Source organism: Cupriavidus gilardii, from assembly GCF_008801915.1.
GTDB classification, from domain to species: domain Bacteria; phylum Pseudomonadota; class Gammaproteobacteria; order Burkholderiales; family Burkholderiaceae; genus Cupriavidus; species Cupriavidus gilardii.
In genome coordinates, this window is sequence record NZ_VZOV01000009.1 from 113821 (window position 1) to 125666 (window position 11846).

Sequence of the window (11846 nt, forward strand, 5' to 3'; positions counted from 1 at the left end):
GCGGGCATGCGCGATCGCGGTGCCGTGCGCACCGCGATGGACCTTGGTGAACCGGCGAGGCGCATGCCGCACCGGCATGGCGATCAACGAAAGGAAGGACAATCCATGGTGACGTTCCGCGGCGCGAAGGCGCCGGCTCTGGCGATCCGCAAGCAGAAGCGCGCCGACCTGGTGGCGGAGGAACTGAAGCGGCTGATCACCGAGCGCGATCTGAAGCCCGGCGACAAGCTGCCGCAGGAGATCAAGCTGCAGCAGACCTTCGGCGTCAGCAAGAGCACGATCCGCGAAGCGCTGAAGTCGCTGGAGGTGCAGGGGCTGATCAGCGTCAGCACCGGTCCGGCCGGCGGCGGCACCATCGTCGAGGTGCCGCTGGACCGCACGTTCCAGCTGATGCAGAACTACCTGTTCTTCAAGGACGTGGGCATCGCCGACGTCTATACGGTGCGCCGTCTGCTCGAGCCGGAGTTGGCCGCCGGCGCGGTGCCACATCTGACGGAGGACGACTTCCGCGCGCTCGAACACACGATCGACCTGTGCGACCCGACCTCGGCCTCGGCCGCCGCGCCGCTGGACCAGCGCCAGGAGGACCTGAGCTTCCATGACATCCTGGCCGCGGCCAATCCGAATCCGATGCTGCGTTTCTGCTGCGAGCTGATCAACGAGATGCTGCGGCAGCTGGTGGTGTTCGGCAACGACACGCCGGCCTGCGAGCACGAAAAATTCGGCGCGTCCAATGTCCGCTTCCACAAGAAGATCGTCGCGGCGGCGCGCGCGCGCGATGCCGAGCAGGTGCGCAAGCTGATGGCAGCGCATATGCAGGACTGCACGCGCCATATCACGCGGATGAACGGCCGAGTGCATGGCCGGCTGGTGCTCGACTCGGAATTGCCGCGCCGTTCGCTGGTGGTGCGCCCGCGCGATCGCGAGCCCGAGCAGGCCGGTTGAAGGCGCGGTCGGCCCGCGCCGCAGCGCTAGTCGGCCTTGATGCCGGTTGCGCGGATCAGCTCGCCCCAGCTCGCGGTTTCTCCCCGGATCCGCGTCGCCAGCGCTTCGGGCGTGCTGGCCCGCGGCGCCAGCATCGCGTACCACGAACTGACCTCGATACCGGCCATGCCCTGCTCCGCCATCGAGGGAATATTCGGCGCGGCCGGCGAGCGTTTGGCGGGGCCTGTGTGAAAAAGCCGGGCGCTCATGCCGGGTTGTCTTCGAATACTTCGGCCAGGGTTTCGGCGCGAAGCAATCGCGTTGACCAGTGATCGAGCTGCTCTTCCGTTGCGCACTGAATCCTGGCTACCGCATATTCCGGCAACGTTCCGAAGCGAATGGTAAGCTGCCGCTGCAGTATCCGGGCCTCGCCCTCCAGCCGTCCCTCAAGCCGGCCTTCGGCCTTCCCCTGTTCAATGTACTGACGCTCCCACACCTTGAAGCTCTGACTCAGTTTCATATTCATCTCCTTAAAATCGTTGACCACCGCTATGTCCAGCGTGTTGCCACTACGCCGGCCAATGAGCTCCGGCAACACGTTAAGGAAGATTCGCTGCAGCTCCGCGTCGCCCTTCACGATGTCGGCGAGTTTGTCGACCAATTCGCCGACCTCCTGCGGGGTTTCCGCCTCTTCCAGCTGCATCAGTACCGCAACCGGGTTGCGCATCGCGCGCAACTTTTCCTTGCTGATACGTCCACTATCCAACAGCAGGTATTTAAGCTTGGGCAGGTAGTCACCGACAAGTCCAAGCATCTCCGGCAGCATCTCCGCAATGTCGGTCGGCGCATCCCATGGCGTTTCGCCGTTGTAAAGCACAATCGGCAACACCGGCGGGATGCCAAGCCGAGGCTTGACGTATTCCTTGCGGATCAGACTTTGATAGAGCAGTCCAAGATAGGACATGATCCGCACCGGCATGCCGTAATCGACTGTGCTCTGGAACTCCATCATCAGATAAAGGTAGACCCAATCGTCATTGGCGCGAAGCCGCCAGACGATGTCATTGGCCCGCTGGCGCAGATCGTCTGCGACATAGTGGCAAGGGATACTTTCTAGCGTGCCGAAGTCGAGCCTGCGGAGCCATGGATCTGGAATGAATCCCGAGACCAGGTTGCGGACCATCGATGGAGAGGAGAACAACTGCTTGTAGCTGGCGTCTTCGAGTTGGACCATGGTTGGCATCGAGGAGTATCGAGGCCGACAGCATCCTGCGCGCGGGCTCTCGATGCTTCACAGAAGGACACGCATTTTGCGTTTCATGCCACCGTCGGCCGACATTGAGAATCGTCTTAGCGATGGGCGCGCCGTGGCCCATCAGGCTGACCTGGCCGCCAGCAGCCTTCGGCAAAATCGCGGACACTATCCGGCGTTGCAAATACAACTCGATCGGCTTGCCGCCGGGATGAACGGCGGTGCCAGGCCGCCCCGAAGGAGACACCATGCCCCAAAAGAAGGCCATCCTTGTCATCGGCGCCGGCGATGCGACCGGCGGTGCAATTGCGCGGCGCTTCGCCCGCGAAGGCTATATCGCCTGCGTGACCCGGCGCAACGCCGACAAGCTGGCGCCGCTGGTCGCGCAGATCGAAGCCGAGGGCGGCATCGCCCATGCCTTCGGCTCGGACGCCCGCAAGGAAGAGGAAATGACGAGCCTCGTCCAGCGCATCGAGGCGGAGATCGCGCCGATCGAGGTGGCGGTGTTCAACATCGGCGCGAACGTCCGCTTCGACGTGCTGGACACGACGGCCCGCGTCTACTTCAAGGTCTGGGAGATGGCCTGCTTCGCGGGCTTCCTGATGGGACGCGAGACGGCGCGGGTGATGGTGCCGCGCGGCCGCGGTTCGATCTTCTTTACGGGAGCGACCGCCAGCCTGCGCGGACGCGCCGGATTCGCGGCGTTTGCGGGCGCCAAGCACGGCCTGCGCGCGTTGGCGCAGTCGATGGCGAAGGAGCTGGGACCGCAGGGCATCCATGTTGCCCATCCGATCATCGACGGCGCGATCGACACCGCGTTCATCCGCGAGAACTTCCCCGAGCGCTATGCGCTGAAGGATCGCGACGGCATCCTGAATCCCGAGCACATCGCCGACGCCTACTGGATGCTGCACCAGCAGCCGCGCGACGCGTGGACGCACGAGCTCGATCTGCGGCCCTGGATCGAAGGCTGGTAACGGACTGAGTCGCTCGGTCCCGGCGCTGGCGGGAACGATAGCGACGCTTGCACGAGGCGAGCTACGTCGCCCCGCGCACGCGGAAACCCAGTGGCCTGGACGCCTGGATACCCGCAGCCGCCTGCCGCTCAGCGCCCGCTATCGAACATCCCCGCCAGCCGCTGGAACGTCAGCTGCTCGGCCTCGTTGACGATCCGGTCGATCAGCGTCTTGACGCTCGGGATGTCGTGGATCAGCCCGGCCACCATGCCGCAGCTCCAGGCCCCCGCCTCGACATCGCCCTCCACCATGACCTTCGGATAGATACCGGCGACCTGGTCGTAGATATCCGAGATCTTGAGGTCGGCGCCCTTCTCGCGCTCGATCTGCAGCAGCCGCTCGACGCCGCCATTGTTCAGCACCCGCTCGGTATTGCGCAGCGCCCGCATGATCAGCCGCGTATCGAGCTCGCTCGCTTCGACGATCGCCTGCTTGACGTTCGCATGCACCGGCGCTTCCTCGGTAGCCAGGAAGCGCGTGCCCATGTTGATGCCGTCCGCGCCCAGCGCCAGCGCGGCCACCAGGCTGCGGCCGTCGGCCATGCCGCCCGACGCGACGAACGGAATCTTCAGTGCTTCGGCGGCCCGTGGCAGCAGGATCATGTTCGGCACGTCGTCCTCGCCCGGATGGCCGCCGCACTCGAAGCCGTCGACGCTGGCCGCATCGCAGCCGATCTTCTCCGCCTTCAGCGCGTGACGCACCGACGTGCATTTGTGAATCACCTTGATGCCGGCCGCCTTCAACGCCGGCATGTACTGTTCGGGACTGCGGCCCGCGGTCTCGACGATACGCACGCCACCTTCGGCGATGGCCGCAATGTACTCCGCGTAGGGGGGCTCCGAGAACGTCGGCAGAAAGGTCAGGTTGACGCCAAACGGCTGGTCCGTCATCTCGCGGCAGCGCGCGATCTCCCTGGCCAGCAGCTCGGGCGTGCGCTGCGTCAGCGCGGTGATGATGCCCAGGCCGCCGGCATTGGAGACGGCCGCCGCCAGATCGGCAAGGCCGACGAAATGCATGCCGCCCTGGATGATCGGATAGCGGATCGCGAACAGTTCAGTGATGCGTGTTTTCATGGGCAGGAAGCCTCCGAACGGGTGGAAAGGCAGGGCGCGAATCAGGCGGCGCGCACGCGGATGATTTCCTCTTCGACATCGCGCAGGCTGTCCTTGCCGAAGAAGATCTCGTCGCCGACGAAGAAGGTCGGCGCGCCAAATGCCCCACGCTCGAATGCGCGCTGCGTATTGCCGAGCAGCGTTTCCTTGACGGCCGGCTGAGTGATCGCCTCCAGCAACAGGGCACCATTCAGTCCGGCTTCGTTCAGCACGGATTCGATCACGGCTGGATCGTCCATTTTCAATCCACGCTCCCACATCGCGCTGAAGACCGCATCGACATAGCGCGCAAAGCTGCCATCGCGATTTGCCGCGATTGCGCCTCGCATGATCTGCAGCGTGTTGACCGGAAAGTGGGGATTCATTCGAAACGCGGTCAGGCCATGTCGCCGGATAAAGCGCTGCATTTCCAGCTGCCCGTATTCCGGCTTGTTCCTGATGCCGGCAAACGCCTCCATCGGAGAACGGTTGCCGGTCAGCCGAAACAGGCCACCGAGCAGAATCGGCACGTATTCGAAGGTCACCCCGGTGCGCGCTTCCATGGCCGGAAGGACCTTGTGCGCCAGATAGGCGTTGGGACTGCCGAAATCGAACAGGAACTGTGCGTTGACGGTACGCATTGCTTGTCTCCATCTCCGATGGTGGTTCTTTTGCCGATCGGCTTCGCCGGCTCGTTCTCCGCCAACAATGTACCGTCGTGCGGGTGTTTGGCAAGGCTTTCCGCGTCCGTTCCACCATGCAGTCCGGGCGCACCAGCCGCGCAGGCGTCAGCCGCGGCTCTCCCCGATCGGCGCGCCGCGCTTGGGCACCACCTTGGCCTTGACCACCGAGGTATTGGTCTCGGCCATTTGCGCGACCCGATCCAGCAGACCATCCAGTTCCTCGATTGAACGCACATACAGGCGGGCAACAAAGCAATCCTCGCCGGTCACCTTGTCGCATTCGCCGATCTCCGGAATGTCGGCGATCAGCTTTTGCACGATATGGAGCTTGCCGGGCAGCGGGCGGATACGAACGATCGCCTGCAGCGGATAACCAAGCGCGGCCGGATCGATATCGATGGTGAAGGCACGAATGACCTTGCGTTCTTCCAGGCGTTTGAGCCGTTCCGAAGTGCTCGGCGAAGACAGCCCGACACGGGCGGCCAGTTCCTTCAGTGAAATCCGGGCGTCCTCTGCCAGCACGGCAAGGATGCGCCGATCGACATCGTCGAGCATTTTTATCTTCCTTAGGCGATCAGGCGATATGCCTTCCAAATACAGGAATGGACCCCATCCAGCCTAACAAACCATATAGAATCGCGGCCCTCCTCATGCGATTCTAAACACCATTCAGCCTTCAGGAGAAAGACGGTGAATTCCCTACGCGGCACTGCCGAAATGACGGCCTCGATGGTGTTGTCCGGCACCATCGGCTGGTTCGTGGTCGAGTCCGGACAGCCGATCCGCGACGTCGTGTTCTGGCGCTGCCTGTTCGGCGCGCTGACGCTGCTGGCGGTCTGCGCCGCGCTGGGCATGCTGCGTCAGCTGACCTGGCGCACGCTGGGCCTGGCGGCACTGGGCGGCGTGGCCATCGTGATGAACTGGCTGCTGCTCTTTGCGGCCTATCCGCGCGCATCGATTTCGATCGCGACGGCGGTCTACAACACGCAGCCGTTCATGCTGGTGGCATTGGGCGCGCTGCTGTTTTCCGAGCGCATCACGCTGACCAAGCTGGCCTGGCTGCTGATCGCCTTCTCGGGCGTGCTGATGATCGTCCAGGCCAAGCCGGACCACGGCCATGGTGCCACCGACTATCTCGGAGGCATCGCGCTGGCGCTGGGAGCGGCCTTCTTCTACGCGGTGGCGGCCATCATCACGAAGCGCCTGTCCGGCGTGCCGCCGCATCTGATCGCGCTGATCCAGGCCTGCGTCGGCATGGCGATGCTGGCACCGTTCGCCAATCTGTCGGACCTGGCGGCCTATGACGGTTCGTGGCCGATGCTGGCGACGATCGGCGTGGTCCATACCGGGCTCGTCTATATCCTGCTGTATGGCGCAATCCAGAAGCTGTCGACGGCGATGACGGCGGCGCTGTCCTTCGTCTATCCCGTGGTCGCGATCGTCGTCGACATGGTCGCCTTCGGTCTGCGCCTCGATTGGGCGCAGTGGGCCGGTGCGGCGGCGATCCTGATCGCGGCCGCGGGCATGACGCTGGGATGGCGGCTGCCGTTTGCCGGCAAGCGCGGCGCCGCCGCGGCCAAGGGCTGATCCCTTCGGCGACGCCTCTGCCCTCCTGCCACCCCGTTCCGGTATACTTCGGCCCGGGTGCTCACCCCACGGGGTGGCAGGATTAGCGTCGGTCGGGCCGCCACGCGGCTTTTCCGCGACCGATGCATGCACCACCCTCATCCGGACCATTCCCCTGGTCGACTCACCGCTCCCACGCGCTGTCACGTAACGCCGCCTTCCGCGCCTCCCGGCAACGGAAGCCGCGGCGTCTGCGCGCGCGCAATCCCATTCGCTTCCATCCCGGTATAGCTTCCCAAGAGAGGTCCCATGGCAATCGTACAAAGACGACTCTCCAATACGTTCCAGCGCTTTTTCGAGTCCGAGAAGGCGGGCGGCATCCTGCTGATCGCCTGCACCGTCGTTTCGCTGATACTGGCCAATTCGCCGGTCGGCGATCAGTACCTCCACCTGTGGCATGTGAAAGTCGCGGGCCTCAGCGTCGAGCACTGGATCAATGACGCGCTGATGGCCATTTTCTTCCTGCTGATCGGCCTCGAACTCGAACGCGAGCTGTACAACGGCGAACTGTCCAGCCTCCGCAATGCCCTGCTGCCCATCGTCGCGGCGGCCGGCGGCATAGCGGTTCCCGCACTGATCCACTTCGGATTCAACGGCGGCACGCCGACGCAGGCTGGCATCGGCATTCCGATGGCGACCGACATCGCGTTCGCGCTCGGCGTGCTGGCGCTGCTCGGCAGCCGCGTGCCCGCGTCGCTGAAGATATTCCTGACCGCGCTCGCCGTGATGGACGACCTCGGCGCCATCATCGTGATCGCGCTGTTCTACACGGCCGAGCTGGCATTCGTCTATCTGGCCGGCGCCCTTGCGGTATTCGGCGCGCTGCTGTTCATGAATCGCGTGCTGCGCGTGATGTCGCTGATTCCCTATCTGCTGGGCGGCGTGCTGATGTGGTTCCTGATGCTGAAGTCCGGCGTGCACGCGACGATTGCCGGCGTGCTGCTGGCCTTCGCGATTCCGTTCTCCGGCCGCCAGGACGACGCCGCATCGCCATCGCATCGGCTCGAGCATTTCCTGCACCGGCCGGTGGCCTTCGTGATCCTGCCGATCTTCGCGTTGGCGAATACCGGCATCGTGATCGGCGGCGACTGGGCGCAGGAGCTGGCCTCGTCGAACAGCCTGGGCATCCTGGCCGGACTGATGGTCGGCAAACCGCTGGGCATCACGATCCTGAGCTTCGTCGCGGTGGCCGTCGGCATCTGCAAGCTGCCGCTGGACCTGCGCTGGCGGCATGTCTTCGGCGCGGGCCTGCTGGGCGGTATCGGCTTCACGATGTCGATCTTCATCACCAACCTGGCCTTTACCGGCGAGCCGGGCGTGATCAATGCATCGAAGATGGCGATCCTGCTGGCATCGCTGAGCGCGGGCGTGCTGGGCTTCGTCTGGCTGAAGCTGTTCGGCAAGCCGGTGGCGTCCGATGTCGATATGGATACGATGGACTTCGAGGCCGATCCGGTATCGCAGCCGGACGCCCCCTCGGGGCGCTGAGCCCCAGAGGGGTTGTTCCGCCCTGCCCACTGCGGCCCCTCTCCCGATTGCGGGAGAGGAAGGCCGCGCAGCGGCGGAGCGGCACCCTTGTCCCATGAGTGTGCTCGAGGTTTTCTCACCTCTCCCGCTCGCGGGAGACGGGCGGGGGGAGAGGGCAGCCCCCAGGCACAACGCTACCTCTCGTCGTGCGAATGCACCTGCAGCGCCTCCAGGAAGCGCGACACCATGTTGTACGCCGCGATGGTCGCGGTCAGCTCGACCACATGCCGGTGCGAGAAGTGCCGCGCGATCTCCGCAAACACAGCCGGCTCGACACGAATGTCGCGCGTCATCGCGTCGGTGTAGGCGAGCACCGCGCGCTCGACATCGGCGAACAGCGTGCTGTCGCGCCAGGCGGGCAACGCATCGAGCTGGGCTTGCGTCATACCCTCCTTCAGCGCGATCGGCGCATGCTGGTCGGCCTCGTACGACGCGCCGTTCAGGATCGCCACGCGCATGATCACCATTTCGCGCAGCGCGCCGGGCAAGCTCGATTTCTGGCGGATCGCGGTCAGATAGGTCAGCCAGCCTTCGGCCACCGGCGGCGCGTGCAGCAGCATCTGATAAAGATGCAGCACGCTGCCACGCTCGGCGGCAATCCGCTCGGCCAGCGGCTGGATGTCGGGCGCCGACAGATCGGCGTAGGGAATGGCGGCCATATTGATGTTCGTAGTGGCGTAGTGAAATGGCGAAGCTTGAGACCGACCGGTGCGGTCCGTTGGCCTGGTCAGCCGCAAGACCTCGCCGCCGTCGGAAATTGCGGCGCAGGCCATGGTGGAGGTCGGCATCGTCGCCGACCGGCTGAAGCGGCGGTGGCCGGGATGGATCTGGCCACCGGCCGCGTAGCGTTGCTGCGGTCCTGCCCTTACCGGCTGAACGCCGCCTGCAGGTCGGCCTGGCTGGTCACGCCTCGTTGCAACAGCAGCATCAGCAGGATGCGCGCCTTGGCCGGCTTCAGATCGTCGGCCATTACTGCGCCGGCGTCGAAGCTGGTCTTGCCGCCGCCGACGAAGCCGTAGTTCGGCAGGACGCGTCCGTTGTGCACGCGGGTCGAGATCACGACCGGCACCTTCTTCGACAGCGCGTATTTGACGGCTTCGAACATCGGCTGATTCATGTTGCCCATGCCGAGCGCCTGCACCACGATGCCCTTGACGCCACGGTCGACGGCGTTGCGCAGCGCCGCGCCATCGGCACCGCCGTACATCGCGACGATTTCGACTTCGGGCATCTTGTCGGTCTGGATCGGAATATGCTGGCGGCGCGATGGCGTGCTGCTGTAGATGACCCGATCGGGATACACCTCGCCGATAAAGCCGAAGTCGCCCGAGTTGAACGTCTCGACGTTCGCGGTGTGGGTCTTGGTGACGTAACGGGCGGCATTGATCTGGTTGTTCATCGCCAGCATCACGCCCTTGCCCTTCGATTGCTCGTCGACGGCGATGCGCGCGGCGTTGAGCAGATTGCGCGGCCCATCGAAGTCGGGCGACGAGGCATTGCGTTGCGCGCCGATCAGCACGACGGGCTTGTCCGAGCGCACGGTCAGGTCAAGCCAGTATGCGGTTTCTTCCAGCGTATCGGTGCCGTGCGACACGATGACGCCGGCCACGTCCGGCCGATCCAGCGAAGCCTGCACGGCCCTGGTCAGCGCGATCCAGCGCGGCGGATCCATGTAGTCGGACGGCACGTTGGACAGATTGTTGACCTGGATGGTGGCGTACTTGCCGATGTCGGGCACCGTGGCCAGCAGGTCGTCGCCCGAGATCGCGGGTACCGGTGCATTCTTGACCGGGTCGATCTTCATCGCGATGGTGCCGCCGGTGGCGATGAACTGCACGACCGGCTTGTTCTGCGCGAACGAAGTGGTAGTGGCTGACGCAAACAGCAGCATGCTGAGCAGGGCGCGGCTTGGCTTCATTCGAAGTCTCCTGGGATGTGATTATCGGAACCCGGCTCAGTCCCTTGGGGGACGGACGGGTTCGCTTGCATTGGGCCACATCTTGCCGCCCCGCGCCATCCGGGCGACTCCCCGGATTCCCGGGGCGCTGCTCGACGCCCCGGCGGGGACAGGACCGCTATTGCTTGCGCTGCGCCAGCGCATTGCGGATCGCCGCCTCCGTTTCCGCGTACTGCCCCTCGCCGAAATGCTGGTAGACGATCTTGCCTTCCGCATCGACGAGATAGAGCGCGGGCCAGTACCGGTTGTGATAAGCCGACCATGTCGCATAGCCATTGTCCTGAGCGACCGGATAGCGGATATCGAAGCGCTTGATCGCGGCCTGGACGTTGGCGGTCGACTTTTCGAACGGAAACTCGGGCGTATGCACGCCGACCACGACCAGCCCCTGGTCCTTGTACTTGTCGTGCCACTGCTTGATGTAGGGCAGCGTGTTGATGCAGTTGATGCAGGAATAGGTCCAGAAGTCGACCAGCACGACCTTGCCGCGCAGGCCCTCCATCGACAGCGGCGGCGAGTTCAGCCAGCGGTCGATGCCGACGAATTCGGGCGCCCTGGTTTGATGGGGAATAGTGGCGCCACCGGTGGAACCCACGGCGTTGGCGCCATTGCCGATGAAACAGACCGCGGCGATGCCGGCGGCGGCCAATGTGGAAGCGAGGAGCGTGCGCATGATATGTCGGACGGATCGAAATGGATGAGAGGAGGCGGGTTGCGGACTGGGCTGGCAGGCCACTGCCGGTCAGTTGACCGGCAGGAAGGCCGTTACACGCTCAAACCAGCACGGTCTCCACGTGGATGTTTCCGCGCGTTGCCTTCGAGTACGGGCAGATGCCGTGCGCCGTCTCTACCAGAGCCCGCGCCATGCCGCTGTCGACGCCGGGGATATGGACGTGCAGACGGGCCTGCAGCAGGAAGGCCTCGCCGGCCATGGCCAGGTCGACCTCGGCGTCGACCGACGGTGCGGACGGCAGCGCGACGTTCAGCTTGCCGGCGGCCTTGCCCAACGCGCCGATGAAGCAGGCGGACCAGCCTGCGGCGAACAACTGCTCCGGGTTGGTGCCGGCGCCCTTGCTTCCCGGCGGCGACAGCTTGATGCTCAGCCGGCCGTCGTCGCTGTGTGCCTCGCCGTCGCGTCCGCCGGTGGTGCGGGTCTTGCCGGTGTACAGCACCTTGTCGATCGGGGCTGCGTGGGTCGTCTGGGTCATTTCGGTTTCCTCGCTGGTTCGATCCATGGGTTGCGTTCGATGATGGTGATTTCGCTTGCCGGACGGTCAGGCGTAGGCGCCGTCCAGATACGGATCGACACTGCGCGCAGGTTCGGCCGAGACGCCGGTGCGGTCCTGTCCGGCCAGCGTACGGGCACCGTCGGTGTACAGGTCGAACTGACGGGCACCGTCGCTGTACGGGTCGGTCTGGCGCGCGCCGTCGCTGTAGACGCTGCGCGGCTCCTGCGCCGAGCGGGCGCCGCTGCTGTACGGGTCGCGTGCATCGGCCACCGAACGGGCGCCTTCGGTGTACGGGTCCCGAGCACCGGGCTGGGCGAAGCCGGCGGCTTGCGCGCCGACGGCAGCGGCGGCGAGCGACAGGGCGAGAACAAGGCGCTTGGCGAATTGGGCGGTCATGATGGTTTCCTTTGAAAGAGAGATTGCGTTGAGGCTTGGTATCGCGCGGTCCGGATCGCTTCGTTGTCGTTCAGCGCCGGGCCACGGATGTCATTCAAGGCGACCCACGTATCGCGCCCGTAGCGGGCAAGGGCCGTTTTTGTCT

Annotated in this window: 15 protein-coding genes; 5 read left to right on the forward strand and 10 right to left on the reverse strand. The window is 64.8% G+C overall.

Annotated features, from left to right (window positions below; genetic code table 11):
* The first annotated feature begins 105 nt into the window (after positions 1 to 105).
* Positions 106 to 945, forward strand: coding sequence for a FadR/GntR family transcriptional regulator (locus F7Q96_RS13315; protein ID WP_053823510.1), 840 nt, complete (start codon positions 106 to 108; stop codon positions 943 to 945).
* A 26-nt stretch (positions 946 to 971) separates the two neighbouring features.
* Here the strand turns inward: F7Q96_RS13315 and F7Q96_RS27485 are convergent, their stop codons facing one another.
* Positions 972 to 1112, reverse strand: a complete 141-nt coding sequence (locus F7Q96_RS27485; protein WP_236902095.1) for a hypothetical protein — start codon at positions 1110 to 1112, stop codon at positions 972 to 974.
* A 77-nt stretch (positions 1113 to 1189) separates the two neighbouring features.
* Positions 1190 to 2158 carry an Rpn family recombination-promoting nuclease/putative transposase gene (locus F7Q96_RS13325; protein ID WP_053823509.1) on the reverse strand — a complete coding sequence of 323 codons (969 nt, stop codon included), beginning with the start codon at positions 2156 to 2158 and terminating at the stop codon, positions 1190 to 1192.
* Between the two features lie 266 nt (positions 2159 to 2424).
* Here F7Q96_RS13325 and F7Q96_RS13330 point away from each other — a divergent pair, with 266 nt between their 5' ends.
* Entirely contained in the window at positions 2425 to 3153 is a 729-nt protein-coding gene (locus F7Q96_RS13330; protein ID WP_053823508.1) for an SDR family oxidoreductase, read from the forward strand.
* A 128-nt stretch (positions 3154 to 3281) separates the two neighbouring features.
* Here F7Q96_RS13330 and F7Q96_RS13335 read toward each other — a convergent pair whose 3' ends face one another.
* From F7Q96_RS13335 to F7Q96_RS13345, 3 genes are all read right to left on the reverse strand, one after another.
* Positions 3282 to 4265 (reverse strand): NAD(P)H-dependent flavin oxidoreductase, encoded by a 984-nt coding sequence (locus F7Q96_RS13335; protein WP_151022816.1) that lies wholly within the window; start codon positions 4263 to 4265, stop codon positions 3282 to 3284.
* A 41-nt stretch (positions 4266 to 4306) separates the two neighbouring features.
* Positions 4307 to 4924 (reverse strand): 2-hydroxychromene-2-carboxylate isomerase, encoded by a 618-nt coding sequence (locus F7Q96_RS13340; RefSeq protein WP_053823507.1) that lies wholly within the window; start codon positions 4922 to 4924, stop codon positions 4307 to 4309.
* A gap of 147 nt (positions 4925 to 5071) precedes the next feature.
* Positions 5072 to 5521, reverse strand: coding sequence for an Lrp/AsnC family transcriptional regulator (locus tag F7Q96_RS13345; protein ID WP_053823506.1), 450 nt, complete (start codon positions 5519 to 5521; stop codon positions 5072 to 5074).
* A 162-nt stretch (positions 5522 to 5683) separates the two neighbouring features.
* On the opposite strand from F7Q96_RS13345, the gene F7Q96_RS13350 reads away from it, so the two are divergent.
* A complete protein-coding gene (locus F7Q96_RS13350; RefSeq protein WP_053823505.1) occupies positions 5684 to 6553 on the forward strand; it encodes a DMT family transporter in 870 nt (289 codons plus the stop codon).
* Between the two features lie 288 nt (positions 6554 to 6841).
* Entirely contained in the window at positions 6842 to 8080 is a 1239-nt protein-coding gene (gene nhaA / locus F7Q96_RS13355) for a Na+/H+ antiporter NhaA (protein WP_053823504.1), read from the forward strand.
* 173 nt (positions 8081 to 8253) lie between these two features.
* On the opposite strand, the gene F7Q96_RS13360 is transcribed toward nhaA, so the two are convergent.
* Complete coding sequence (locus F7Q96_RS13360; RefSeq protein WP_053823503.1) at positions 8254 to 8778, reverse strand: carboxymuconolactone decarboxylase family protein; 525 nt, start codon at positions 8776 to 8778, stop codon at positions 8254 to 8256.
* 49 nt (positions 8779 to 8827) lie between these two features.
* Here F7Q96_RS13360 and F7Q96_RS13365 point away from each other — a divergent pair, with 49 nt between their 5' ends.
* Entirely contained in the window at positions 8828 to 8965 is a 138-nt protein-coding gene (locus F7Q96_RS13365) for a hypothetical protein (protein ID WP_174780590.1), read from the forward strand.
* Between the two features lie 19 nt (positions 8966 to 8984).
* Here F7Q96_RS13365 and F7Q96_RS13370 read toward each other — a convergent pair whose 3' ends face one another.
* From F7Q96_RS13370 to F7Q96_RS13385, 4 genes are all read right to left on the reverse strand, one after another.
* Positions 8985 to 10037, reverse strand: a complete 1053-nt coding sequence (locus tag F7Q96_RS13370; RefSeq protein ID WP_053823502.1) for an asparaginase — start codon at positions 10035 to 10037, stop codon at positions 8985 to 8987.
* A 157-nt stretch (positions 10038 to 10194) separates the two neighbouring features.
* Positions 10195 to 10749, reverse strand: coding sequence for a thioredoxin family protein (locus F7Q96_RS13375; RefSeq protein ID WP_144425925.1), 555 nt, complete (start codon positions 10747 to 10749; stop codon positions 10195 to 10197).
* A 100-nt stretch (positions 10750 to 10849) separates the two neighbouring features.
* Positions 10850 to 11284, reverse strand: a complete 435-nt coding sequence (locus tag F7Q96_RS13380; protein WP_053824546.1) for an organic hydroperoxide resistance protein — start codon at positions 11282 to 11284, stop codon at positions 10850 to 10852.
* Between the two features lie 66 nt (positions 11285 to 11350).
* A complete protein-coding gene (locus F7Q96_RS13385; RefSeq protein WP_053823501.1) occupies positions 11351 to 11701 on the reverse strand; it encodes a hypothetical protein in 351 nt (116 codons plus the stop codon).
* Between the last annotated feature and the right edge of the window lie 145 nt (positions 11702 to 11846).

Excerpts from the sequence above, each read along its gene's own strand:
- F7Q96_RS13315 (WP_053823510.1), top strand. The coding sequence starts at position 106 with ATGGTGACGTTCCGCGGCGCGAAGGCGCCGGCTCTGGCGATCCGCAAG.
- F7Q96_RS27485 (WP_236902095.1), bottom strand. The coding sequence starts at position 1,112 with ATGGCCGGTATCGAGGTCAGTTCGTGGTACGCGATGCTGGCGCCGCGG.
- F7Q96_RS13325 (WP_053823509.1), bottom strand. The coding sequence starts at position 2,158 with ATGGTCCAACTCGAAGACGCCAGCTACAAGCAGTTGTTCTCCTCTCCA.
- F7Q96_RS13330 (WP_053823508.1), top strand. The coding sequence starts at position 2,425 with ATGCCCCAAAAGAAGGCCATCCTTGTCATCGGCGCCGGCGATGCGACC.
- F7Q96_RS13335 (WP_151022816.1), bottom strand. The coding sequence starts at position 4,265 with ATGAAAACACGCATCACTGAACTGTTCGCGATCCGCTATCCGATCATC.
- F7Q96_RS13340 (WP_053823507.1), bottom strand. The coding sequence starts at position 4,924 with ATGCGTACCGTCAACGCACAGTTCCTGTTCGATTTCGGCAGTCCCAAC.
- F7Q96_RS13345 (WP_053823506.1), bottom strand. The coding sequence starts at position 5,521 with ATGCTCGACGATGTCGATCGGCGCATCCTTGCCGTGCTGGCAGAGGAC.
- F7Q96_RS13350 (WP_053823505.1), top strand. The coding sequence starts at position 5,684 with ATGACGGCCTCGATGGTGTTGTCCGGCACCATCGGCTGGTTCGTGGTC.
- nhaA (WP_053823504.1), top strand. The coding sequence starts at position 6,842 with ATGGCAATCGTACAAAGACGACTCTCCAATACGTTCCAGCGCTTTTTC.
- F7Q96_RS13360 (WP_053823503.1), bottom strand. The coding sequence starts at position 8,778 with ATGGCCGCCATTCCCTACGCCGATCTGTCGGCGCCCGACATCCAGCCG.
- F7Q96_RS13370 (WP_053823502.1), bottom strand. The coding sequence starts at position 10,037 with ATGAAGCCAAGCCGCGCCCTGCTCAGCATGCTGCTGTTTGCGTCAGCC.
- F7Q96_RS13375 (WP_144425925.1), bottom strand. The coding sequence starts at position 10,749 with ATGCGCACGCTCCTCGCTTCCACATTGGCCGCCGCCGGCATCGCCGCG.
- F7Q96_RS13380 (WP_053824546.1), bottom strand. The coding sequence starts at position 11,284 with ATGACCCAGACGACCCACGCAGCCCCGATCGACAAGGTGCTGTACACC.
- F7Q96_RS13385 (WP_053823501.1), bottom strand. The coding sequence starts at position 11,701 with ATGACCGCCCAATTCGCCAAGCGCCTTGTTCTCGCCCTGTCGCTCGCC.